We start from the raw sequence: 23,770 nt of genomic DNA, 5'->3' as shown, positions 1-23,770 counted from the left end.
AGGACAGCTGTCCCTTTTTGATTACCAAACTCAAACCCCATGAAAAAGCTCATTTCGCCAGCTGCAAGGATGATTTTTGCCCTTGCCCTGGCACTCCATATCCTTTATCCTGCTTTTGCTCAGGAAAAACAATCCCTACGCATTCTCGATCTTGCCACCCTTGAGGGGATTCCAGGTGTCACATACCGTTATGGATTCCAAAAAGGAATCTCGGATGGAAGCGGCGTCATTCATTTGCTGACCGACAAGGAAACCTGGCTCTACCTGAGCCACCTCAGCTATGGCAGCTGGACACTCGACCCTCTGGAAGTATCCCATGCCATTAAAAACGGCTCCATCTCCTGTGGAGAACAGCTTCATGGCCTTCAGCCTGTCTCGGTCATTGCGTTGAAAATGAGTGAGGAGAAAGACAAGAAAATCCTCATCTCGGATCAGGAACGACTTCACCATGACGCAGGAGCGATCCTTGGCCTGGATCCGGCTGTTTCAGGAATCCGAAAAAGCAGCAGCTTTGGCTTTGATCCGGTCATGCGGGGATTCAAATACGATCAACTCAACATCGTGGTCAACGGTCTCCAATCTGCCAATGCCGCTTGTCCCAACCGAATGGATCCTCCAACCTCCCAAGTCGCTCTCAACCGAATCCGGGAAGTGGAGATCCTCAAAGGCCCTCATGCCCTTCGGTACGGAATAGGATTGGGAGGCACCATCAATTACATTCAGGAGGCCCCCGATTTCACCTCCACGTCAGGTGTTTACGGACGACTATCCTCCCTTTTTGAGTCAAACGGGGATGTCTGGAGAAATGACGCAAGAGTTGGGTTTCAGGGGGCCAACTACGACATCGGAGTCCTGGGAAGCTACTCCTTGGGAAGCGATTACTTGGATGGAGATGGAAATCCCGTACCCGGCAATTTCAAGCGGGGAACTCTCGGATTGTATGCAGACCTCCAAGCGAGCAAAAAAGACCTATTCCAAGTTTCGGTCAATCACAACTTTGCCCGAGACGTGGATTTTCCATCTTTGGGAATGGACCTTCGCACCGATGACACTTGGATGGCAAGTGTGAAGCACACCCGCTCTTTTACCGGAAGGACCTTGAGTCAATGGACCAATGCTATCTATTTCACCCGAGTGGATCACCTGATGGACAACCTGCTCCGCGAGCCTCGGATGATGGATGCAGCCACGCCCGCCATTACCCAAAATTGGGGTTTCAGAAGTGAAGGGGAATGGAAATTTGATCAGGGAAAACTATTTGCCGGAATAGACTTCAAAGAAGAAGCCGCCGACGGCACCCGAACCCGTGAAATCACCATGGGCCCCATGAAAGGCAAAATCTTTTATGACAACCTATGGCAAGACTCACAGATTCGAAAAACCGGACTTTTTGCCAACTACCTTCTGCCCCTAGGTGGAACTGTCATCAGTGCATCCGGCCGATTGGAAGTGAATCAGGCTGTAGCCAACAATCCTGCAGAAGAGTTTGCACAATTGCATAATCAAGTGGAAAACACCCAACTCAATCCGGGATTCAGCATCGGCGCACAGCGGGATTTGGGAAAGGCATTTAGCCTGGGGATCTGGGCAGCGAGGGTCCGAAGAAGCGGAAGCCTTTTGGGGCGATACATCAATTCTCTGGCTGTGGGACTCGATCCTTGGGAGCTTGTCGGCGACCCTCAGATCAAACCTGAAACCAACAATGAACTGGATCTGGTGCTTGGATACAGTCGTGAGAAAATCTCCCTCGAACTCACACTTTTCGGTTCTTACATGACAGACTACATTTCCTCAGTGAAAACAGACCTCAAGCCCAGGTTGGCTACCAGTCCGGGAGTGAGACAATATGTAAATGTAGATGAAGCCGTAAAAACAGGTTTTGAACTTAATTTCAAACAACAACTCAGCGCTCATCTCAGCCAAACCTTAGGCGTGGCCTACACCTATGGCAAAGATCTAATCCTGGATGCGCCACTTCCTGAGATTGCTCCTTTGGATCTACGCTATGGCATGAGAGGTCATTTCCTGCAGGGAAAGCTTCAAAGCGGCATCAATCTAAGACATGTATTAGCTCAGGAGCGAGTCTCGGAGGCATTTGGAGAAGGACAAACTCCCGGATTTACCCTGCTTGACTTGGATGCCAGCTATCCGATTGGAAAAATGCTCCTGATCAAGGGCGGGGTACAAAACCTGCTCGGAGAAACCTACTACGAGCACCTTTCTCGACCTATTGGAACCAATAGAACGCCCATGTACGCACCGGGGAGAAACTACTTCGTGATGGTGAACTTTAAGTTTCCTTGAGTCCTCTACGAATCAAAAAGCGACTTCCTTGGGAGTCGCTTTTTGATTGACCTTTTTTAGCAGCATCCCAACCTATGGCTCAGGTCTTCTTTTCTCCCTGCCTTCCATTTTTTCTTGCAAAGCACACCTCCAATCCCACCAATCCTTCCTGTGAACTAGTATTTCATCCTGACCAGGAATCTGTTTTTACGTATTTACTTAATTTATTGAAAAATTTATTTACGTATTTTTACTTGTTTTTAATTTTTATCATACTTTTAGATCACCAGAATATTTTCTTTCATCTCAAACCTATTCGCCATGACTACGATTACGACCAAAGCTTCCAGAATTGAGCTCTTCAATTTCAGTACTGCGTCCATGAGAGCATTTCATCTATCATGGATCGCATTTTTTCTCTGTTTCTTTGGCTGGTTTGGAATTGCACCGCTCATGCCCATCATTCGGGATGAGTTGGGATTGAGCAAAACCCAAATTGGGAACCTAATGATTGCTTCAGTTTCTGTTACAATTTTTGCCAGATTGGCGATTGGCTGGATCCTCGATCGAATAGGTCCTCGTATTACGTATACTTACTTACTCATCATCGGCTCTATCCCCCTTTTTCTGATTGGGTTGAGCCATTCCTACGAGACGTTTTTAATCTATCGATTGGCGATCGGAGCCATTGGAGCCAGTTTTGTCATCACCCAATACCATACGACACTGATGTTTGCTCCCAATGTAGTCGGGACTGCAAACGCGACCACAGCCGGCTGGGGCAATCTTGGAGGAGGATTCACCCAAATCGTAATGCCATTGATTTTTGCAGGATTGGTAGGACTGGGATTTGTGGAATCCAGCGCATGGAGATGGGCCATGGCTGTACCGGGTGTTGCGATGGTTTTTGCCGGAATCGCGTACTACAGATGGACCACAGACCTACCAGAGGGAAATTTCAAAGAATTCCGTCGTGTTAAAAAATCAGAAAAAAACACCCAAAAATCTCTAAAAAAAGTGGTCGGAGACCACCGCGTTTGGGTGCTTTTTGTCATTTATGGTGCCTGCTTCGGCATGGAGCTGACAGTCAACAATGTCGCAGCCATCTACTTTCATGATTATTTCCAATTGGATTTGGCCACAGCCGGACTGATTGCCGGACTTTTTGGATTGATGAACCTATTTGCCCGCTCTCTGGGAGGACTACTTGGTGATCGGGCAGGAGGAAAAATGGGACTGAAAGGAAGAGTCCTGGTATTGGGCGGAGTCCTTCTTTTGGAGGGTATTTTCTTAGTCTGGTTTTCCCAAGCCTCAGCTTTGCTTTTTGCCATACCCTTGTTGATTCTATTCAGTGTCTTTGTACAAATGGCCGAGGGTTGCACGTTTGCTGTCGTCCCTTTTATCAACCGAAAAAACACAGGGCTGGTATCCGGCATCGTTGGAGCGGGGGGCAATGCCGGGGCTGTCATGGCAGGCTTACTTTTCCGGATGGATTCGCTTAGCTATTCCAATGCCTTTTGGATACTTGGCCTAGCTGTAATTGGTGTCAGCGTGCTTTCCTTGGCTGTTCGCTTCAGCCCTCAGGAGGAAAAAACAGCCTTGGAAGAACTTCAGTTGGCCACGCTAACCACTCCAAACTAACCTATCAACCTATTCGGGTATGAGCAAGACTTCATATGCCACCACCTGCTCGTATTGTGGAGTCGGTTGCGGAATCACCATTTCAAAAGAGAAAGACGGCAAAATCCGACTTCAAGGCACTCCCGACCATCCGGTCAACCAGGGACAGCTTTGTTCAAAGGGAAGAAATCTGAACTATGTCCTGGAAAACCAGAGCGAACGACTGTTTTTCCCCCAAATGCGAATAAGCAAAGGCCATGAGCTGCGACGGGTCAGCTGGGATACGGCCATCGAACGTACCACAGCAACATTTGCTGCCTTGATCCGGCGATTTGGCCCAGATTCCGTGGGATTTTATGTCTCAGGACAGTGTCTTACGGAAGAATATTATTATATCAATAAGCTTGTAAAGGGATTTATAGGAACCAACAACCTCGACACCAATTCCCGCTTATGCATGAGTTCAGCGGTAACTGCCTACACCTTGGCTCTCGGAGAAGACCTTGTTCCACCTACGTACGAAGATCTGGATCAAGCAGACACGCTCTTGGTGGCAGGAGCCAATCCGGCCTGGTGCCACCCAATTCTTTGGAGACGGGTAGAAGCCCTCAAGGAACGCCATCCGGAAACCAAGATCATCGTGATCGATCCCCGCAGGACACAAACCGCTTCGCTGGCAGATCTTCACATTTCCATTATACCCGGAACTGATGCCTTGCTCTTCCAAGTTTTGGGAAAACTATTAATTGATTTAAACTACTCGGATTCGACCTTTCTTCAGCACCATGTAGAAGGATTTGAGACCTTTAAAAACACCCTTTCCGGAATCAACCTTACCCAAGCGTCGGCCGAATGCGGATCCGATCTGGAGACGCTCATTCAAGTGGCACATTGGATTGGAAAAAGTAAAAATTTCATGAGCCTATGGTCGATGGGACTGAATCAAAGTCCACAGGGAGTGCATAAAAACCTTCAATTGCTCAATCTTCATCTGCTCACAGGTCAAATCGGAAAGGAAGGAAGTGGACCATTTTCCCTCACCGGCCAGCCCAATGCGATGGGAGGAAGGGAAGTCGGAGGCCTGTCCACCCTACTTGCTGCCCATCGCAAACTGAGCGATCCTTCTGCCAGAGAGGAGGTGGCCAGGTTCTGGGGTGTGGAAAAAATCAACGGAGCCCCAGGACTCACGGCCACTCAAATGATCGAATCTCTGAATAGCGGAAAACTGAAAGCGCTCTGGATCATCTGCACTAATCCCATGGTCAGTTTGCCTGACTCGGGCCTGACCGAACGAGCACTACAGAAGGCCCGCTTTTTGGTTGTCCAGGACATTTCTGTCAAAAACGAGGCAATTTCCTATGCCGACGTGGTACTACCGGCTGCTGGGTGGGGAGAAAAAGAAGGAACGATGACCAATTCCGAAAGGAGAATATCACACCTCAGTGCATTTGCCAAACCTCCCGGTGAAGCGCTTCCTGACTTGGAAATCCTTCAGAAATTTGCTTTGAAAATGGGCTTTCGATCCCTGGAATGCACGCATCCGGAAGAGGTTTTTTTGGAACACGCTGCTCTCACGGAGGGAACCCGCATTGACATTTCAGGATTGAATTACTCCATTCTGAAAAAAAACCGGGGCATAAGATGGCCATATCCCAAATCAAACCCCGTTGAGGCAAAAGGTCTATTTCTGAATAAGAAATTTGCCCACCCTGACGGAAAAGCCCGAATGATCACTTTCGTCCCCCAAAAAGAACACGAGGAACGTTCACCGGATTTCCCCTTAATCTTAACCACGGGAAGAATCAGGGACCAGTGGCATACGATGACACGGACTGGCTTGGTCCAGAAACTTCAGCAACATATTCCTCTTCCTTTTTTGGAGATTCATCCTGAGGATGCTTCTTCCAGGGGGATCAAGGAAGGGGATGTGGTCTGGGTCAAGGGTCGCAGGGGAGAAATAAAAAGCAGGGCTAAATTGAGTCTTGACATTCGCCAAGGAGTTGTTTTTCTTCCCATGCACTGGGGAAAAATCTTGGGCAATTCCTTCGCAAAGACGAATAGGCTGACAGGAAACTCGACCGATCCGAACTCTTTCCAGCCTGACTTCAAATTCAGTGCGGTCGAAGTCCAACCCTTCTCCAAGCCTCTTCAGAAAATAATCATCGTCGGTGCAGGGGCCGCAGCTTATCGCTTTATCCAAACCTATCGTGAACTTAATTCCAACGATGAAATCCACGTGTTTTCCAAAGAGCCGCACCCATTTTACAACCGGGTCCTCTTACCTGACTATGTCAGCCGGCACAAAAGCTGGGACGAGCTTCAAAAATTTTCTAAAGAGGAACTGGCCAAGACCAACATTCACCTATACAAATCCAACGGGATTCAGAAAATCAACCGTTCCCAAAAAACAGTAGAAGATGAGCTTGGCCAGATTCATTCCTATGACCTGCTGATTTTGGCCACAGGAAGCAGGGCCTTCGTGCCGCCTGACGCACCTGTTCACCTTCCCGGTATTTTCACCCTGCGCAATAAGCAACATGCTGACGGACTGATGCAGCATCTTCAGGGGCGCGGCCATGTGCTCATCATCGGAGGAGGTCTATTGGGACTAGAGCTTGCCGCCTCTCTTCGCGAACTCAAAATCCGGGTTTCTTTGGTGCAATTGGCCTCCCGACTGATGGAGCGGCAGTTGGACCCAGTCTCCAGCTCCCTATTGGCTGGAAAAATAGAAGAAATGGGCATCACTCTATACTTAGACAATCAGGTTCACCAGATAAAGCCTAGCCAAGAGGAGCGCTTACAAGTATTCTTAAAAAGTGGACTCTCCCTCTCCTGTGAGGCAGTTGTCTATGCCATAGGCACCCGACCCAACATGGAACTGGCCAAAGATGCCGGATTGGAATGCGGGATGGGAGTCAAAGTCAACGCCTACCTACAGACTTCAGACCCGGATATCCTTGCCATGGGTGAAATCGCCCAGTTTGAGCAAAAGCTTAATGGCATCACTGCGGCGGCAGAGCAGCAGGCAGATGTGGCAGCCCGCTTCCTCAACGGCGATGAGCTTTCTTTCTACACCGGAACCATCCCGATGAACATTCTGAAGTTTCAAGACATGGACCTATGTTCCATGGGCATTCCGGAAATCCCCGCCAACTCCAAGGATTATGAGGAAATACTCCTAATCGACAAGTCCAAGGCATATTACAAAAAATGCATCATCCATCAAGACCGATTGGTTGGAGCCATCCTATTGGGCGACAAGTCTGAATTTGCCGAATTTAAACGCCTGATCGAAGAACGCACCGAACTCTCCGAAAAACGGAATGAATTGCTTCGGGGGTCTTCTTCCAAGCCCGCCCCAAAAGGCAAGTTGGTCTGTAGCTGCGCTAATGTTGGAGCAGGAAATATCCTGGAGCTAATCGAAGCCGGGACACGGGAGTTTAGGCAACTATGCAAAGAAAGCGGAGCAGGACTTGGGTGCGGGAGTTGCAAGCCTGAGGTAAAGCAACTTTTGGAACTCCAATCCCAATCCCTACCATCCTTTCCCCAAACCTGCTAACTTTCCGTTTTAGTACGCTGCACATGAAGAAATCAGAACTTGTCCGGGTTTTTGTCAAAGGTGGAATTATTTCTCCGGGAGATTTCCTTAAAGTCATTCAGACAGCCAAAGCCTTGGGCAATTCCTATATTCATCTCGGTTCGAGGCAGGACATTCTCTTCCCTTCACTCCGCACCAACAGCGAAAACCCCATTCAGCGGTTGGATAATATGGGTTTCCCTTATGAGTTTGAGCAGGACACCCATCAAAACATTGTCAGTTCTTACACCGCCCTGGATGTGATGCCAACTACACAATGGCTCGCTTCGGATAGTTATCATTACATTTTGGACACGTTTGATTACCAACCCAGGCTGAAAATCAATCTGACAGATCCCGTCCAGAACATGGTTCCGCTTTTCACCGGTAACCTGAATTTTGTAGCCTCAACCAAAGAAAACTACTGGTATCTATACTTGCGCTTTTCAGAGCTGGAGTCAAAACCTTGGTGCGCACCTCATCTTTTCTTTGGCTTTGATTTGGCAGCTTTAGCCAAAAAAATCGAAGAACTTGACCCAAAATCCGGTCAAAAAAACTACGCTAAGATTATTCAGGAAGCGATTGATTCCCTTGGACTGGCTACTCAGCCTATTCCTCAGGAACTTCACTTTCCTGAAACAATCACGCCTTATTATGAAGGACTAAACCGAATCTCCGGAGGAAAATATTGGCTAGGCTTGTATTGGAGAAACAATCAGTTTACGGTCAATTTTTTGGAAGCTCTATGCGAACACTGCCTGAAAACCAATATCGGCAAACTCACCCTTACCCCATGGAAATCTTTCATCGTCAGAGGAATTGAGGAAAAGGACAGGATCAGCTGGGAGAAGCTCCTCGGTCGTTGGGGAATCAACATCCGGCATAGTTCCCTCGAACTCAATTGGCATCTCCCGGTATTGGATGAAGAAGCCCTTCGGATCAAAAATTACCTCGTGAGGGCATTGGACAAACTGGACATCAGCACCTATGGACTTTCTTTTTCTGTCAAAACCCGGCATATGATTCCATTTACTTCGATTGTCATCGAAAAACTTCCCAAAAACAATCTTTCCGAACCCGACACCTTCAATCTCCTTTATTCCAAAGACTTCAATCCCAATCAGGTAGATTATTACACCTTTGCCAAATCAGTGGTACTGGAAGCCATCCCCATCTTACTCATTGATCTCAGTGTGTTGTATTACGAGCAGCTGGACCAGAAAAAAAACAAGCCGGAAAAAGAAATAGATGGAGCAAAACCCGAAATGGAAAATAGAATCTACCAATGCAGTGAGTGCCTGTATCAGTACGAAGATTCCAAAGGCGACCCTTATTCCAAAATCATTCCCGGAACAGACTTTCTGAAGTTACCGTCCTCCTACTGTTGCCCGGTATGCGAGGCTCCAAAATCGGCCTTCCGCCTTCGCTGAGCATCAAGCACCCAAGGCATCCGCAATCAGGGCCCTGATCTTGGGCTCAAAAGCAATCGCTAAGGCTTTTTGATGGGCTTTTTCAGACATTTTCGTCCAAGTCTTTTGAAGAATTGACAGGATCTTTTCCCGCTCACCCGCATGTTTATTCACAAAATCCCCCAAGTAATACGTCAAAAAAACCAAGCAAACCACGTCTTCTAAAGTCTGAGAATCAGCATTGGTTTTTAGATTCTTCTTCAAAATCAGATTCCCTACCTGCTGTACTTCCAATTCGGAATACCCGTACTTCTCCATGAGCTTTCCGGCGAGTTTGGCATGGAATCGCTTGAGTTCAGTTCTCCAAGTCAGATAGCCTTTTCGATCCAAAGGATAGGCTTCCCTGGGGATTTCCCATCGGCGAAGGTGCTGTGCTCGGGCGGCAATTTTCAGGTATTCACTTGCCTCTGGTAAAAATTCATCCAGCTGAGCACTCATCCGAACTCCATACACCAATCCCTCAGGTTGACCTTCAGAATTTAGATTGGGATCCTGAGCGTTTTCATTATCTATATCGGCAATGACCGATTCAAATCGATTCATGAGATGGGAAAGGGCTAAACTTGTGCATAAATAAAATGGCTGAAATCTTCCCAGATTTGCTGCTCAAAGTGACGATTTCTGACCACAGAACCAATAATGATCAGCACAGGAGACTGAATTTGTGCAGAATGCTGGAGGGAAACGATGTTTCCCAAGTTGCCTACCAAGACCCGCTGACCTGAAGTAGAACCTTGTTGAATCAACGCGATCCCTTCGCTGCCTCCTCTCGATTTTCCGACGATTTCAACGATTTTGTCCAGCTTCTTTAACCCCATTAGAATCACCAGTGTAGATTGACCAGAGGCAGCATGTTTGAGATCCGGGGAGATTTCTCCATTTCGTAAAGTACCGGTCACAACGGTAAAACTTTCGCTCATACCACGTTGGGTCAAGGGTATATCTGCCAAACCCGGCACAGCAATACTGCTGCTAATTCCGGGAATATACTCCACCTTGATACCATAGGCTTTGGCAAAATCCCTTTCCTCAGCCCCGCGTCCAAACACAAAAGGATCGCCTCCTTTCAACCGGACCACGTGCCCCATCGCCTGCGCGTAACCTACAATCATCCGATTGATCTCCTCCTGCTGCTTTTCATGCCTGCCCGCCCGTTTACCGACAAAGATTCTCAGACAGTGTGCAGGTGCCCAGTCAAGTAGCTGTTCATTGACCAAAGCATCATACAATATCACATCCGCAGTCTGAAGTGCCTTGATTCCTTTAAGACTGATCAACTCGGGGTCCCCTGGACCAGCACCCAGTAAAGTGAGCTTAGCTTGAGTATTCATACGTAGTATTAAGAAAATCAAAAATAATATTTTTAAGTATTTTTACTTGCTTTTTGAATAATAATTTTAATTTTGTTCAGCAAACTTTTCGAAACAAGGACATCAATTACATGGGCGGAAATATGAAAAAGATCATTGTGGTAGGAAATGGTATGGTGGGATTCAAGTTTTGCGAAAAGCTCCACCAGGCCGATCAGGAAAAAAACTTTGAAATTCAGGTGTTTGGGGAAGAGCAATGGCCGGCTTATGACCGAGTGCACTTGAGCTCTTTTTTCGAAGGAAAAGCCAAAGACGAGCTTCTGCTTGCCCCTCGGGAATGGTATGAAAACAGGTCCATCGAGCTCCTTACTAACACACTGATTGTTCAGATAAATAGAAATCTGCAGGTTGTGATCGACCATCTGGGAAATAAGCACCAGTATGACTACTTAGTTTTGGCCACAGGTTCGTCAGCTTTTGTCCCTGCGATCACCGGAGTAGAAAAAAAAGGAGTCTTTGTCTATCGGACTTTGGAAGACCTGGAAGCCTTAAAAAGCTATGCATCCCATTGCAAATCTGCCGCAATTCTTGGAGGAGGCTTGCTAGGATTAGAGGCAGCAAAAGCAGCATTGGACTTAGGCTTACAAACCCATGTGGTAGAATTTGCCCCGAGGCTAATGGCCAGGCAACTCGACGACCAAGGAGCACTCTTGCTCAAAACCAAAATGGAGGAATTGGGAATTCAAATCCACCTTCAAAAAACCACCTCCGAAATACTGGGAAACGGGAAGCTCAAGGGACTTCAGTTTACGGACGGGAGCTTTCTCGAGGTGGATATGTTGATAATTTCGGCAGGCATCAAGCCCCGGGACGAACTGGCACGCAAAACAGGATTGGCAGTAGCTCCCCGGGGAGGGATTGTGGTAGATGATCATTTGAAAACGTCTGACCCCAATATCTACGTTATCGGAGAAGCAGCCTCTCACCGTGGTCTCATCTATGGATTGGTGGCCCCGGGCTATGAAATGGCCACTCAGGTGGTCAATCAACTCATCGGCAAAGAGGTAAAGCCTTTTGAAGGATTTGACATGTCCACCAAACTCAAGCTGATCGAAGTGGAAGTCGGAAGCTTTGGAGACGCTTTGGGAGAAACTCCGGGGTCAAAACCCATCTTGTATAAAAACAAAACCAAAGGCATCTACAAACGAGTCAACATCAGTGCCGATGGCAAGAGATTGCTCGGGGGAATATTGGTTGGAGACACCTCTCAGTACGGAATGCTGCACCAATTCTTCCAAAACCACATGGCATTGCCTCCCGAGCCAGAAGATTTGATCTTGGGCAACCGAGGAGGAAAGAGTGCTCAGGGTTTTGGAATAGACGCACTTCCTGACTCTGCACAAGTCTGTGCCTGCGAGAATATCACTAAGCTCCATCTTTGTCAGGCAGTACAGGAAGGAAATCAGAATATCAGCTCCCTAAAGGAATGCACCAAAGCAGGAACTGGTTGTGGAGGATGCCTCCCAATGGTGAATGACTTGCTTAATTCTGAACTTAAAAAACTCGGAAAAGCGGTTAAAACCACGCTTTGCGAGCATTTTTCATACACGAGACAGGAGCTTTTGGATTTGATAAAAATCAAAGAAATCAAAACGTTTCGTGCTTTGATCAATGAATTTGGCAGCGGACAGGGTTGCGAAATCTGTAAGCCAGTAGTGGCGTCACTTCTCGCCAGCACCTGGAACGAACCGATTGTCAAGCATCAACACATCCAGGACACCAACGACCGCTACTTGGCCAATATCCAAAAAGGCGGCTCCTATTCTGTGGTGCCACGCATTGCAGGCGGGGAAATCACGCCTGAAAAACTCATCGTGATCGGGCAGGTGGCCGCGAAGTATCAGCTCTACACCAAAATCACAGGAGGACAGCGGATCGACCTTTTTGGAGCCAGAGTGGATCAGCTGCCGGATATTTGGGAAGAATTAATCGCAGCAGGGTTCGAAAGCGGACATGCCTATGGCAAATCACTCCGAACGGTAAAAAGTTGCGTAGGATCGACATGGTGCCGCTTTGGCGTACAGGATTCAGTGTCATTTGCCATAGAAATCGAGAATCGATACAAGGGACTTCGGGCACCCCATAAGATCAAAGGAGCGGTCAGCGGCTGTATCCGTGAATGTGCTGAAGCACAAAGTAAAGACTTTGGCATCATCGCTACCGAAAAAGGCTGGAACCTTTACGTCTGTGGCAATGGAGGCTCCAAGCCTCAACATGCCTTGCTTTTTGCCACCGATCTGGACTCCAAGACCTGCATCCAATACATTGACCGATTTCTTATGTACTACATCAAAACAGCTGATCCACTCACCCGAACTGCTACTTGGCTCAACAAGCTGGAGGGGGGAATCGACCATCTAAGAGAAGTGGTCATCGATGATTCTCTGGGACTTGGAGAAGAGCTGGAGCGAGAGATGGAATTCCTGGTAAATACCTACTCCTGTGAGTGGAAAGAAGTGGTCGAAAATCCACAACTACGGGCAAGATTCAAACCATTTATCAATACAGAGGAGCCGGATTCCTCTCTTCAGTTCGAACCACTCCGGGGACAAAAAATACCCTCCAATTGGGTCTAAAATCAATTCATATGACAACCTCTCAAAACGCATCGCCCTTTATGGAACGAGAAACCATCTTTTGGTTTAAAGCTGCACCGATCCATGCTTTCCCCATTGACTCGGGAGCTTGTATCAAATACCTAGACCAACAGATTGCAGTATTCAATTTTTCACAGTCGGGAGAATGGTACGCGTGCCAAAATCTCTGTCCGCACCGGATGCAAATGGTGCTTGCGAGAGGGCTGTTGGGTTCATGCGGGGAAGAACCGAAAGTTGCCTGCCCATTTCACAAAAAGACCTTTTCTCTAAAAGACGGTAAAAATCTCAATGGAGACGATTGTCACATCACCACCTATCCTACAAAAATCGAAGGGGAATACCTCTATATCGGACTTCCCTTCGAGACAAGTCAGTCTGAGAAAGCAGAAAATATTACGTAGTATTACGTGAATTGAATAAAACAGAAGATGCCAGCACAAAAAAAAGGTGAGGAATACGAAGATTTCAAAAGCAAATACGTAGTAGCCCTCGGTATTTTGGCTTTTCTCCTGGTTATAGGCCAAGTACTCCTTCAGCAATACATTCAAGGGCAGGAGTCTGATTCAAGAATGATCAATGAGGCAGGAAGACAGCGAATGCTCAGCCAACGCATTACCAAGCTTTCCCTGCTACTTATAAAGGAAGGTGCCTCCACCGACCATCAAGACCGGCTGACACAAGCTATTTCACTTTTTGAAAAAAACGGAAATTGGCTAGCTAAGGAATTTGAAGCTTTATCCAGGGAGCAGCCCAATCACGAACTACCTCCGCTATTTGAAAGAACCAGGGAATCTTTTGAATCCATCTTAAATAGTAGTCGGAATCTGCTTCAAAACCCGACTGACTCCTTACAATTGGAGAAATTACTTGAATCGGAGCAAGCCTTCCTTCCTGCCATGGATGCAGTGGTGGGGACTTTGGATAAAAAATCAAGTTTCAAATTGCGAACCCTAAAAAACACCTCCCTATTTTTTTCCGGGCTCATACTTTTTCTGCTATTAATCGAAGCGGCCTTTATTTTTTGGCCTTCCTCCAAGCTGATCCAACATCAGCTTTCGCTCTTGAAAGAGAAAGAAATCACAGCACGAAAACTAGCCAGGGAACTGTCAACGATGTATGAATCCCTGGAACGCTCCTATGTAGAACTGGCTCTGGCTGGACAAGAAAGCGAAGACTTTCAGCTGTTGGCAAAAACTGATTCTTCGGGAAATTTCACTTGGTTTTCTGAGCAAATCGACTTATCAATGGAGTGGAATGACCAACGCCCATCCAACCTGTTTGACTGGTTGAAAACTCAACTGCCCAAAGAAGGGACTTTAGGTAAGATTCAGGAAATTCTCAAGGAAGGGAAGCCCTGGAATGGCACATTGAAACTCACCAATGAATCCGGAGATTTTATCTGGCTGAGAATTTATCTCATCCCAACGCTGGATCAAAATGGCCAAACGGAGGCTATTCGAATTATTGGGACTGACATCACAGAAGCAAAAGAAACCAAAACCAAAGCACGTGAAATCCAACGGGAGCGGCTTGAGAAAAAACTCAAAGAGCAGCAATACCGCTCTGTATTAATCCTTGAAGGCCAAGAGGAGGAGCGTCAACGGATCTCAAGAGAACTTCATGACGGAATAGGACAGCACCTTACCGCTTTGAAATACAGCCTCGATGGTGTCAATACCGTAAAATCAACCCATGAAAAAAACAGGCTAACCTATTCCAAGGAACTTCTGGACAACATCATCAAAGAAATCCGCAAAATCTCCTTCAACTTGACTCCCGTGGCCCTAACAGACTATGGACTACCCAGCGTACTCGCCAAACTTGCCCAAGAAGTCAGCAAGATGTCTCACACCCCGGTCGAATTTGAAAATCTTACCGGGTTTATGTCCCGACTCGAGCCCAAAATAGAAAACAATCTATACCGTATCGTCCAAGAAGCGGTGCACAATGCCACCAAATACGCCGAGGCAAGCAAAATTCAAATACTCCTTTCCCATAACCCTCAATTTTTACACCTCGAAATCAGGGATGACGGCAAAGGATTTGACGATGTGGATCTGCCGGCAGACCCAAAAATTGATTCAGGAAACGGACTGTTTAATATTCGCGAAAGAACCCATTATATTCACGGCACCTTCCGCCTGGACACTGCTCCCGGAAAAGGGACTTCCATCCATATCGAAGTTCCGCTCGAACAGAATTAATCCAAACTAACCTATGCAGCCCATCCAAGTCGTACTAGCAGATGATCATGTTGTGGTCAGAAACGGCATCAAAATGCTGTTGGAAAACGAAAAAGAAATCACGGTCATCGGAGAAGCATCTGATGGTATTGAAGCGCTGGAAGAAGTCAAAGAAAAACAGCCTGACCTCCTGATCATTGATATCCGAATGCCCCACATGAACGGACTGGAAGCCACTTCCAAGCTGAAAAATTACTCTTCGAAAACCCGCTCTCTGATCCTCTCTATGCATCAGGACGAAGATTACATCTTACAGGCAGTAGAAAATGGCGCCGACGGATACCTGCTCAAGGATAGTAGCCGGGAGGAATTTTTAAAAGCAATCCGAACGGTCAGTCAGGGCGGGAAATATTTTTCAGGGGATGTAAGTAACATCCTGGTCAATTCTCTTTTGAACAAAAAAAATCCTGCTTCAAAAGCAGCTACCACTGAAGAGGAGCATCCCTACGATCTGACGAAAAGAGAAAAGCAAATCCTACAACTCGTCTACGAGGGAACCGGAAACAAGGAAATTGCAGACAGCTTGGGAAAAAGTATCCGAACGATCGAGACCCACCGTTTTAATATCATGAAAAAGCTCAAAGTCAACAATGTGGTAGAGCTTTTGAAAAAAGTGGACGATGAACCTAATTTGAAAAGATCCTTAACTTCCTAATCCGAAAAAAAACCTGTCAAATTCCCACATTTGACAGGTTTCATCCTTTCCTATTAAGAAAGAAATCCCTCAATCATGCCGCGCACCTTCCATTACTTTGAAAATGTGAAGGATGGCTGGAAATACGGCATCCATGGATTCCGAGGCGCCATTGGTCGAACCCGGAAGTCCCAAAACCAAGGTATCCCCGATCAATCCCGCTACCGAACGGGAAAGCATGGCATAGGGTGTGCGCTGCTGCCCGTAGTTTCGGATGGCTTCTTCGATTCCGGGAATTCTTCGTTCCAAAATCTCCTCCAAGGCCTCAGGAGTCACGTCGCGAGGAGAAAGTCCTGTACCGCCGGTGAAAATCACCAAATCGATCTTATTCTCCACCTGCTTCAGGCAGATTTGCTGAATCTGATCTTTTTCATCCGGGATAATCTGGTAAACCGGAACGAGGACACCTACTTTTTCCAACTTGGATTTGATCACCAATCCAGCCCTATCTTCTTTTTTTCCTGCCGAAATTGAATCCGAACAGACTATGACAGAGGCCCGGAGTGACTGGTCCAGGTCTTTGTTGCGATCCGATTTCCCTCCCCTTTTCTCCACGAGTTTGATCTGCTCGATGCTCACGCCTTTATCGATTGGCTTGAGCATATCATACATCGTCAGCGCTACCACCGAGGCGGCGTGCATGGCCTCGACCTCTACGCCTGTTTTGTAGATGGTGTGGATTTCCACGAAAATCGTCACGTCCATCTCTCCCATCTCATAGCTGATCGCGGTAAACTCCACGGGAAGCGGATGGCAATCCGGAATCATATCCGAGGTGCGCTTGGCTGCAAAAAGTCCGGCGACCCGGGCACATTCGAGTACATCACCTTTGGGGACAGTTCTATTTTGAATCGCTTGGATTGTTTCCGGCAGGCTGACTTTAACTTTGGCCTGCGCAATGGCTTTGCGGAGGGTGTTACTCTTAGGCGTGATGTTGACCATTTAGCTTGGACTTAGACTTTGGGAAGATACCATATCTTGGATAAAATCCTTGAGGTGCTCGATTTCCACATGATCCATCAGTACAATTTTGTACCATTGATTGGACTCATCATGAGATTGGGGCACGAGGGTATATTTTTGTGCGATGGATTCAGGCACACATTCGGATCGAATGGTAACAATATTCATCTCAGGCTCGCGAAAATAGGTAATTCCCAACTGATCCAATTGCTTACAGAGCCAGTTCGTTCGCATCTTGATCACAGAGATTTTCTCATACCATTTGTGCGGTCCGTAGGTGGTGAGAATCACCCAAACCGCCACTGCATTGGCACCGGAACGGCTACCGCAAAGGGTCAGGTCCATCCCTTCCACATATTGAGCTTCAGAGGTGAGCACATTTTCAATGAGGCCCTTTCGACAGACAAAAATCCCTGTACCATAGGGTGCCTGGAGCATCTTGTGCGCATCGATGGTGATCGAGGAGACGTCCGGATTGGTGAAATTGATCTGATTTTCGAAGTCTCCAAAAGGATAGACGAATCCACCGTAAGCACCATCCACATGCAACCGGAACGGCAACTGATATTCGTTCAAAATATCCGTGTACATCTTGGGATCGTCCACTGAACCAAACATGGTAGTCCCCAAATTGGATACCGCAATGAAATATTTTTTTCCTTTGGAAAGACAAGCGCTCACACTTTGACGCACGGCACCCAAGGTAAGCTGACGGGTGACAGGATCAACGGGGATTTTTTCCCAATCCAGCATCAGAAGATTGGCAGCCTTGGGAATCGAATAATGCGTGTCTTCGGAAGCCAAAATGACAATCTCGTCCAATTTGGCGCCATACTTTTTTATAAACTCATTCCGGTATATCCAGACGGCCTGCACATTGGCCTCTGTACCGCCCGGAGAAATATAGCCATCAAACTGTCCTTCTTCGATTTTAAACAAATCCACCGCTATCATACTCAGAACCTCCCGCTCGATGGCTTGCGTACCTCTGAAAGCAAACTCCGAAGTACCAAACGTATGACAGCCGATGTGATTGGGATTAGCGACAAAGGTGCTCAGAACGGGCATTTCTTTCAGAAACAGTGCATCATTGGAAAATACTTTATCATCCAGACGAGATGCCGGATATCCGAGACTCGCATCTTTGTAGAAGTCAACATTGTCTTTCAGGGCTTGCTGCACCCTTGCGAGCCGCTCTTCGGTGGTGAGTTTTTTCCAGTAGTTCATTTTAATCTCCATCGTGGTATAGCTGGGTGTTACTTATTTTCTTTATGTTCTTCCCAAGGCAAAAGATCACTTGGGAAGTTGAAATTCGTAAATTCTGCTTCAGGTTGGGAAGAAATTTGATCCAGCGGAATGATTTGATGCGCTTGCTCAAGGATAAATGCCTGTAGTTTGAGCTTATTTTCCTCCAGGCACCGCTTCACTTGAGGAAGAATAGAGGTGGGATAAATCCCGGGAAAAGGATTGATCCTTTCCTCTCTCTGACCCACCACAATCGAGTTGCTTTTCATGGTGATCAGTTTTTTTAAGGTACCTGATTGGATCAAAGGACTGTCGCAGCTCAAAATCAAGGCATGACTTGAAACATTGTGACTCAGCGCGGTAAAAATCCCACCCATTGGGCCTTTGTCTGGGATCAAATCCCCAATTACAGAGATTTCAAATTGATGATATTCGGGGTGATGTCCAATGATCACAGGCTTGATCTCCAGCTCAGCTAGCGTCGCGATCAAATGCTGAATCAAGGGTTTTCCTCTGAAAGGAATCAACCCTTTCTCCGCCCCCATTCGTGAACTTTTGCCTCCGGCAAGGATAAATGCAGACAGCCCGTCCATAGCTTAATGATGATCGATTCTATCTGAAAGTTCCGGGGCATGACGCTTCAGGATGGCTTTGACTACTTTGGACATCCAGAAATAGCAAAGAATGGACAAGCCCAGCATCAACATCCAGCTACTGGTCCAAAGCCCGGTTCCCTCAAGCAGGTATCCAAATAGAATGGGACAAAAGAACCCACCCAATCCCCCGATCACGCCGACCATCCCTCCCACAACACCGACTTCATTGGGGAAATAATCCGGGATAAACTTGTATACCGAAGCTTTGCCTATCCCCCACACGATCCCTACCACCAGCGTCAGCACAGCAAAGACCCACATGTTCGCTTCAAAATTGATTCGGGTAATCCCTTTGACCACCAGTTGCTTTTTTTCTACCTGATCGCCTGGCTTGACAAAGGGTTCTTGCCAAGAGGACTTTTTAGGAAAGATTGGCGCTATTTCGGCTTTGATTTCCTGCTGTGCAGTTTTGGGGGAATAGGTATATATTTTACCATTTTCCATCACCACAGCAGTTTCTGTAACCTCTGCGACCGTGCCTTTTTGGGTCGCATTGATCCCTTTTCCGGGAGAAAAGATTTCCATTTTTGGAATCATCAGCAGCGCACTGATGGCAATAGACCATTTGAACACCCCAAACATGACTTTTCTGGCTCCAAATTTATCACTCATCCACCCGCCCAATGCTCGAATGACCCCGGAAGGAAGGCTAAAAAGTGAAGCAAATAGCCCGGCAATCACCAAACTCGTACCATACACATTGGTAAAGTACGGAACAAGCCATTGGGAAAACGCCACAAAACACCCGAATACCAAAAAGTAATACAGCCCAAATCTCCATACCCGAATATTTCCCAGTGGTTTGAGCGTTTGTGCCATTGTTCGGGTAGAGACGGCTGGTTTCTTATTTTTTGCCAACAGGGCAAAAAGCACAGCCATCCCAACCAAAACGGCCGCATAGATCATGGGGAGCGTTTTCCATGCGTCTGGATTTTGGCCATGGCCGGTGAAAGTATTGAGCAGAGTCGGTGCCAGCAAAGTAGTAATGGCCGCACCGGCATTACCGGCACCGAATATTCCAAGCGCACGTCCTTGCCAATGCTTGGGATACCACACGGAAGTATAACCGATACCCACAGCAAATCCTGCCCCCGCCAGTCCAAACCCAAAACTCATCACCGCATACCAAGCAAAGGAATCAGTAAAACTGAGTAAAAACATGGGAATAGCCGTGAGCAAAAGAAGGCCTACGAAAATCCACTTCCCCCCATATTTGTCAGTCAAAATACCAAGTGGAAGCCTCATTACCGAACCTGTCAAAATCGGTATTCCCAAAAGCCATCCGATTTGGACTTGACTCCAGTCAAAGATGCCATTGTCTACAAGAAACGTCACCATGACCCCATTGAAGGTCCAGGCAGCAAAGCATAGGGTAAATGCAAGGGTATTGAGGAATAAGATCCGATGGGCGCCGGAAGGAATAGCTTCACTCATGATCCTGGGATTTGGTGAGATGGGTTACTTTTTCTTTCTTTTTTTGATAGGATCCGGAAGATACCGCAGAAGCCAAAAGGAAGCGAAGGCAAAAACCAAGGAACCTACTGCGGTAGTAATCGCAAAATTGAGATTTTCCTGAAGGGCATTATTGAGCGCACCAAACAGAAACCAAATCTGAATCGTGACAAACAGGATCAACAAAAGAATGATCCCCGTCATCAGAGTATTGGTTTTATTGGGATGCGCCTCGTTTTGAGATTGTCTAAAATCACTCATGGCTTTTGTATTTAGACGGTTTGGGCTTTGACAAATACTTGACCTTCACGGATCACGACCTCCAACTGCGGAAGCGGTCTGGGAGGAGGCCCCTGGATCACATCACCCGTACGGGCATTGAAATAACCCTTGTGGCATGGACACTCGATCTGCCCAATATCATGTCGGTATTTTACCGCACAGGAGAGGTGGGTGCATTTTTGCTCAAACGCCCTCCACTCTCCCTCTCCGAGATTGATCAGCAGGTAAGGAATCGTCTTGGAACCTTCAATCTCAAACTGGAAAGACTCTCCTTCAGCTACCTGTGACTCCAAGCAGATCGGATGCTCTCCGATCAGAGGCTTTTCAGGAAAGGCCAGAGATTTGACCACAATGGCAGTATTGCCTACTGCCAAAGCTCCGGAAAGCAGGGTCAGAAACTTGGCAAACTCCCTCCTGGAAACGTGTGTGGCTTCTTTTTGCTCAATTGGGAAATCCTGTTTCCATTTTGGGATTTCCTGATTAGGATCTTTGGACATAGTGCAGGGTAATTTTATTCGTGTATTCTCAATTCGGTGCTGCCCTTTGGCATCATGATATTGACTTTGGTATTGACTTGTTCCTGGCCAAAAAGAAATTTATTGACCGGAGTACTGTTGGGCCTGAGCTTTTCGATTTCCTCACGTGTTCCGTAGAAAAGCGCCTGACTGGGACATACGGTTGCGCACATCGGCTTTTTACCGGCGCTGGTCCGATCGTAGCACATGTTGCATTTCATCATCAGTTCGGCTTTCTCTTCTTTCTTTGGCACACCAAAAGGACATGCCAACACACAGTTGGAGCAGCCGATGCAGCGGGAAGTATTGGCGGTGTGCACTACTCCAAAATCGTCTTTGGTGATGGCATCTGCCGGGCAAACATTGGCGCAGACCGGATCTTCGCAGTGCATACACACCTGTACCGTGGTCTGTACAGAGACCGCGCGCTCCACATAGTGAATGTGAATCATGCTCTCCTGTCCGTTGGTTTCACACTCAGCACAGGCCATCTCACAGGCATGGCAGCCAATGCAGCGCTGCATGTCGATGAAAAACTCCATCTGCTGATTGTATTGAGGGTTTTGCATGGTTAAAGGGTCGTTAGGTTAAAAACTTTGATAGGCTGTTTCTTTTACTTTCACGGAAGCCATTTTGCCTGTCGGGATCAGCTGACAAGCGCAGACTTTGAACTCGGGGATTTTACTCACGGGATCCAATGTGCCGATGGTGAGCTGATTGGCTGAATGCTTTCCTCCCCAGTGGTAAGGGATGAAAACAGTATCCTCCCGAATGGTTTCTACCAGTTGCGCTGGGAAAGTTGCTTCTCCACGACGGGTTTTCACCGTCACCTGATCTCCATCCTTGATCCCATATTGGTAGGCGAGCTTGGGATGAATTTCCAGAAGTGGCTCCGGATATTGATCCACGAGTTTGCCGATCCGGCGGGTTTGTGATCCACTTAGGTATTGAGACACCACCCGACCGGTAGTCATGACGACAGGGTATTCTTTGTCCACGACTTCGGATGGTTCGCGATAGGGAACTGGGTTGAAGTGAGCTTTTCCGTCAGGGGTCCTGAATTTTTTATCCTCCCAAAGCCTTGGAGTACCCGGATGATCTTCGGATGGACAGGGCCAGAACACACCCATGTTTTTCTCGATTTTCTCATAGGTGATCCCAAAGTAATCCGCCGTTCCACCTTTGGAAGCCACTCGGAGTTCATTAAAGATGTCTTCAGCTTTCTCATAAGCAAACTTGTCCCCTGCACCAAGTCTACGCGCCAATTCCATCAGAATCGCACTGTCTTTACGAGCCTCACCTGGAGGTGTAATCGCTTGGTTGATTTTGACCACTCGGCCTTCGGCAGTAGTCACGGTCCCCTCCTCTTCCTCATGAAGCGACCCGGGCAAGATCAAGTCCGCGTGACGCGCCGTCTCATTGAGGAAAAAATCGATGGCTACGTAGTATTCCAGCTTTTCCAAAGCCTCCCGCACAAAATTATTATTGGGTAAAGACACCAGGGGATTGAAGCAAATGGTAATCAAGCCTTTGATTTCTCCACGATGGATAGCTTCGATGATTTCATAAGCAGAAAGGCCTTTACCCGGCATATCTTTTTCGTCGATTCCCCAGACATCTGCGATGTATTTTCGATGCTCCGGATTGGTAATGTCTCGGTTGCCAGGAAGCTGATCGCACTTGTGGCCGTGCTCCCGGCCACCTTGACCATTACCCTGCCCGGTGATGGTACCATAGCCGCAGTAAGGCTTTCCGATTCGGCCGGTAGCCAGCACCAAATTGATGCAACTGAGCACATTGTCCACGCCTTTGGTATGATGCTCTATGCCTCGGGCATGCAGGAGAAAGCTGGTTTTAGCTTTACCCCACCACTCAGCGGCCAGCTGGATTTTGGCAGCAGGAATCCCTGTTTTCTCTTCCGCCCAAGCCAGATCGTAATCCTTTACGGCGTCGATGGATTCCTGGAAACCAGAAGTGTAATTGTCTATAAAATCATGATCCAGCCAGTCATTATCCGCCAGAATCTTGAGCATGGCACCAAAAAGTGCTGAATCTCCACCCGGACGAACGGGGAGATGCAAGTCTGCGGTACGGGCAATCGGCGTCACCCGAGGATCGACCACAATGAGTTTGGCTCCGTTGTCACGTGCCTGCCAAATGTAATGCGTCAGTGTAGGGAAAGTCTCGGAGATGTTGGTTCCGGCAATGATGATCACTTCCGCATGCTTCAGGTCCTCCCAGGAATTGGAAATACGATCCAGACCAAAGGCCTTTTTATTTCCGGCACCGGCACTGACCATGCAGAGTCGACCATTGTAATCGAGATTGGCGGTTTTCAAGGCAACCCGGGCAAACTTACCCACCATGTAGCTCTTTTCATTGGTTAGAGACACGCCAGAAAGCATAGCAAAGGCATCACGACCATGGGTGTTTTGGATGCGTTGGATTTCACTGACTGTTTTACTCATGCCTTCTTCCCAGGAAGTCTGTTCAAAGCCTTTTCCTTCTACTCGGCGAATCGGATGCAGAAGACGATCGGGGTGATTGTTTTGCAGATAACGCTGCACACCCTTCGGACAAAGCCTTCCTTCATTGAAAGGAAACTCCATCCAAGGTTCAAAGCCTGCTACCTTGTTGTCCTTGACTTTGAGCTGTATCCCGCATTGCATCCCACAAAAGCAGCAGTGGGTTTTGACCAACTTATCGGGTTCATGAACCCCCTGAAAGCCCTCTTTGGGCGTATAGCCTTTGTGTGGGCCGTATTGCTCGATAATCGAATCTACTGAGGTAGGTAATTTTGCCAT

Annotated in this window: 18 protein-coding genes; 8 read left to right on the top strand and 10 right to left on the bottom strand. The window is 47.4% G+C overall.

Annotation, left to right across the window (positions count from 1 at the left end; genetic code table 11):
• The first annotated feature begins 39 nt into the window (after positions 1–39).
• The 4 genes from CLV31_RS17045 (at position 40) to CLV31_RS17025 (ending at position 8,910) form a co-directional block, all read left to right on the top strand.
• Positions 40–2,304, top strand: a complete 2,265-nt coding sequence (locus CLV31_RS17045) for a TonB-dependent receptor domain-containing protein (protein ID WP_111394257.1) — start codon at positions 40–42, stop codon at positions 2,302–2,304.
• Positions 2,305–2,604: 300 nt separating this feature from the next.
• Positions 2,605–3,924, top strand: coding sequence for a NarK family nitrate/nitrite MFS transporter (locus CLV31_RS17035; protein ID WP_181452660.1), 1,320 nt, complete (start codon positions 2,605–2,607; stop codon positions 3,922–3,924).
• 19 nt (positions 3,925–3,943) lie between these two features.
• Positions 3,944–7,462, top strand: coding sequence for a nitrate reductase (locus tag CLV31_RS17030; RefSeq protein WP_111394253.1), 3,519 nt, complete (start codon positions 3,944–3,946; stop codon positions 7,460–7,462).
• Positions 7,463–7,485: 23 nt separating this feature from the next.
• Positions 7,486–8,910 (top strand): rubredoxin, encoded by a 1,425-nt coding sequence (locus tag CLV31_RS17025; protein ID WP_111394251.1) that lies wholly within the window; start codon positions 7,486–7,488, stop codon positions 8,908–8,910.
• 3 nt (positions 8,911–8,913) lie between these two features.
• Here CLV31_RS17025 and CLV31_RS17020 read toward each other — a convergent pair whose 3' ends face one another.
• Complete coding sequence (locus tag CLV31_RS17020; protein ID WP_111394249.1) at positions 8,914–9,492, bottom strand: DUF4202 domain-containing protein; 579 nt, start codon at positions 9,490–9,492, stop codon at positions 8,914–8,916.
• 14 nt (positions 9,493–9,506) lie between these two features.
• Entirely contained in the window at positions 9,507–10,280 is a 774-nt protein-coding gene (cobA, locus tag CLV31_RS17015; protein WP_111394247.1) for a uroporphyrinogen-III C-methyltransferase, read from the bottom strand.
• 122 nt (positions 10,281–10,402) lie between these two features.
• Between cobA and nirB the strand changes: the two genes are divergently transcribed.
• Genes nirB through CLV31_RS16995 form a run of 4 tightly spaced genes read left to right on the top strand, consistent with a single transcriptional unit; the run spans position 10,403 to position 15,814 of the window.
• Complete coding sequence (gene nirB / locus CLV31_RS17010) at positions 10,403–12,895, top strand: nitrite reductase large subunit NirB (RefSeq protein ID WP_111394303.1); 2,493 nt, start codon at positions 10,403–10,405, stop codon at positions 12,893–12,895.
• Between the two features lie 11 nt (positions 12,896–12,906).
• On the top strand, positions 12,907–13,317 hold the full coding sequence (nirD, locus tag CLV31_RS17005) for a nitrite reductase small subunit NirD (RefSeq protein ID WP_111394245.1): 411 nt from the start codon (positions 12,907–12,909) through the stop codon (positions 13,315–13,317).
• Between the two features lie 27 nt (positions 13,318–13,344).
• Positions 13,345–15,120 (top strand): ATP-binding protein, encoded by a 1,776-nt coding sequence (locus tag CLV31_RS17000; protein WP_111394243.1) that lies wholly within the window; start codon positions 13,345–13,347, stop codon positions 15,118–15,120.
• Positions 15,121–15,133: 13 nt separating this feature from the next.
• On the top strand, positions 15,134–15,814 hold the full coding sequence (locus CLV31_RS16995) for a response regulator transcription factor (RefSeq protein ID WP_111394241.1): 681 nt from the start codon (positions 15,134–15,136) through the stop codon (positions 15,812–15,814).
• Between the two features lie 69 nt (positions 15,815–15,883).
• Here the strand turns inward: CLV31_RS16995 and moaCB are convergent, their stop codons facing one another.
• From moaCB to CLV31_RS16955, 8 genes are read right to left on the bottom strand one after another with little or no spacing between them, the layout of a single operon-like run.
• Complete coding sequence (gene moaCB, locus CLV31_RS16990; RefSeq protein ID WP_111394239.1) at positions 15,884–16,795, bottom strand: bifunctional molybdenum cofactor biosynthesis protein MoaC/MoaB; 912 nt, start codon at positions 16,793–16,795, stop codon at positions 15,884–15,886.
• Positions 16,796–18,055: a pyridoxal-dependent decarboxylase gene (locus tag CLV31_RS16985; protein WP_245943431.1), complete on the bottom strand. Its 1,260-nt coding sequence runs from the start codon at positions 18,053–18,055 to the stop codon at positions 16,796–16,798.
• A 17-nt stretch (positions 18,056–18,072) separates the two neighbouring features.
• Positions 18,073–18,654, bottom strand: coding sequence for a molybdenum cofactor guanylyltransferase (gene mobA / locus CLV31_RS16980; protein ID WP_111394235.1), 582 nt, complete (start codon positions 18,652–18,654; stop codon positions 18,073–18,075).
• Between the two features lie 3 nt (positions 18,655–18,657).
• Positions 18,658–20,151: an MFS transporter gene (locus CLV31_RS16975; RefSeq protein ID WP_111394233.1), complete on the bottom strand. Its 1,494-nt coding sequence runs from the start codon at positions 20,149–20,151 to the stop codon at positions 18,658–18,660.
• Between the two features lie 24 nt (positions 20,152–20,175).
• Positions 20,176–20,430 carry a DUF6755 family protein gene (locus CLV31_RS16970; RefSeq protein WP_111394231.1) on the bottom strand — a complete coding sequence of 85 codons (255 nt, stop codon included), beginning with the start codon at positions 20,428–20,430 and terminating at the stop codon, positions 20,176–20,178.
• An 11-nt stretch (positions 20,431–20,441) separates the two neighbouring features.
• Entirely contained in the window at positions 20,442–20,948 is a 507-nt protein-coding gene (locus tag CLV31_RS16965) for a QcrA and Rieske domain-containing protein (protein WP_111394229.1), read from the bottom strand.
• A 14-nt stretch (positions 20,949–20,962) separates the two neighbouring features.
• Positions 20,963–21,535, bottom strand: a complete 573-nt coding sequence (locus CLV31_RS16960) for a 4Fe-4S dicluster domain-containing protein (protein WP_111394227.1) — start codon at positions 21,533–21,535, stop codon at positions 20,963–20,965.
• An 18-nt stretch (positions 21,536–21,553) separates the two neighbouring features.
• Positions 21,554–23,770: a molybdopterin oxidoreductase family protein gene (locus tag CLV31_RS16955; RefSeq protein WP_111394225.1), complete on the bottom strand. Its 2,217-nt coding sequence runs from the start codon at positions 23,768–23,770 to the stop codon at positions 21,554–21,556.

This window comes from Algoriphagus aquaeductus (assembly GCF_003253485.1).
Classification (GTDB): Bacteria; Bacteroidota; Bacteroidia; order Cytophagales; family Cyclobacteriaceae; genus Algoriphagus; species Algoriphagus aquaeductus.
The sequence above is the reverse complement of the archived record's forward strand: the minus strand, read 5'-3'. Positions and strand labels throughout refer to the sequence as shown.

What these genes read in the sequence shown, in the direction of transcription:
- CLV31_RS17020 (WP_111394249.1), bottom strand. Translation starts at nt 9,492, where the DNA reads ATGAATCGATTTGAATCGGTCATTGCCGATATAGATAATGAAAACGCT.
- CLV31_RS17045 (WP_111394257.1), top strand. Translation starts at nt 40, where the DNA reads ATGAAAAAGCTCATTTCGCCAGCTGCAAGGATGATTTTTGCCCTTGCC.
- moaCB (WP_111394239.1), bottom strand. Translation starts at nt 16,795, where the DNA reads ATGGTCAACATCACGCCTAAGAGTAACACCCTCCGCAAAGCCATTGCG.
- CLV31_RS17025 (WP_111394251.1), top strand. Translation starts at nt 7,486, where the DNA reads ATGAAGAAATCAGAACTTGTCCGGGTTTTTGTCAAAGGTGGAATTATT.
- CLV31_RS17000 (WP_111394243.1), top strand. Translation starts at nt 13,345, where the DNA reads ATGCCAGCACAAAAAAAAGGTGAGGAATACGAAGATTTCAAAAGCAAA.
- nirB (WP_111394303.1), top strand. Translation starts at nt 10,403, where the DNA reads ATGAAAAAGATCATTGTGGTAGGAAATGGTATGGTGGGATTCAAGTTT.
- CLV31_RS16965 (WP_111394229.1), bottom strand. Translation starts at nt 20,948, where the DNA reads ATGTCCAAAGATCCTAATCAGGAAATCCCAAAATGGAAACAGGATTTC.
- CLV31_RS16985 (WP_245943431.1), bottom strand. Translation starts at nt 18,055, where the DNA reads ATGGAGATTAAAATGAACTACTGGAAAAAACTCACCACCGAAGAGCGG.
- mobA (WP_111394235.1), bottom strand. Translation starts at nt 18,654, where the DNA reads ATGGACGGGCTGTCTGCATTTATCCTTGCCGGAGGCAAAAGTTCACGA.
- CLV31_RS16970 (WP_111394231.1), bottom strand. Translation starts at nt 20,430, where the DNA reads ATGAGTGATTTTAGACAATCTCAAAACGAGGCGCATCCCAATAAAACC.
- CLV31_RS16960 (WP_111394227.1), bottom strand. Translation starts at nt 21,535, where the DNA reads ATGCAAAACCCTCAATACAATCAGCAGATGGAGTTTTTCATCGACATG.
- CLV31_RS16975 (WP_111394233.1), bottom strand. Translation starts at nt 20,151, where the DNA reads ATGAGTGAAGCTATTCCTTCCGGCGCCCATCGGATCTTATTCCTCAAT.
- CLV31_RS17035 (WP_181452660.1), top strand. Translation starts at nt 2,605, where the DNA reads ATGACTACGATTACGACCAAAGCTTCCAGAATTGAGCTCTTCAATTTC.
- CLV31_RS16955 (WP_111394225.1), bottom strand. Translation starts at nt 23,770, where the DNA reads ATGGCAAAATTACCTACCTCAGTAGATTCGATTATCGAGCAATACGGC.
- CLV31_RS16995 (WP_111394241.1), top strand. Translation starts at nt 15,134, where the DNA reads ATGCAGCCCATCCAAGTCGTACTAGCAGATGATCATGTTGTGGTCAGA.
- CLV31_RS17030 (WP_111394253.1), top strand. Translation starts at nt 3,944, where the DNA reads ATGAGCAAGACTTCATATGCCACCACCTGCTCGTATTGTGGAGTCGGT.
- nirD (WP_111394245.1), top strand. Translation starts at nt 12,907, where the DNA reads ATGACAACCTCTCAAAACGCATCGCCCTTTATGGAACGAGAAACCATC.
- cobA (WP_111394247.1), bottom strand. Translation starts at nt 10,280, where the DNA reads ATGAATACTCAAGCTAAGCTCACTTTACTGGGTGCTGGTCCAGGGGAC.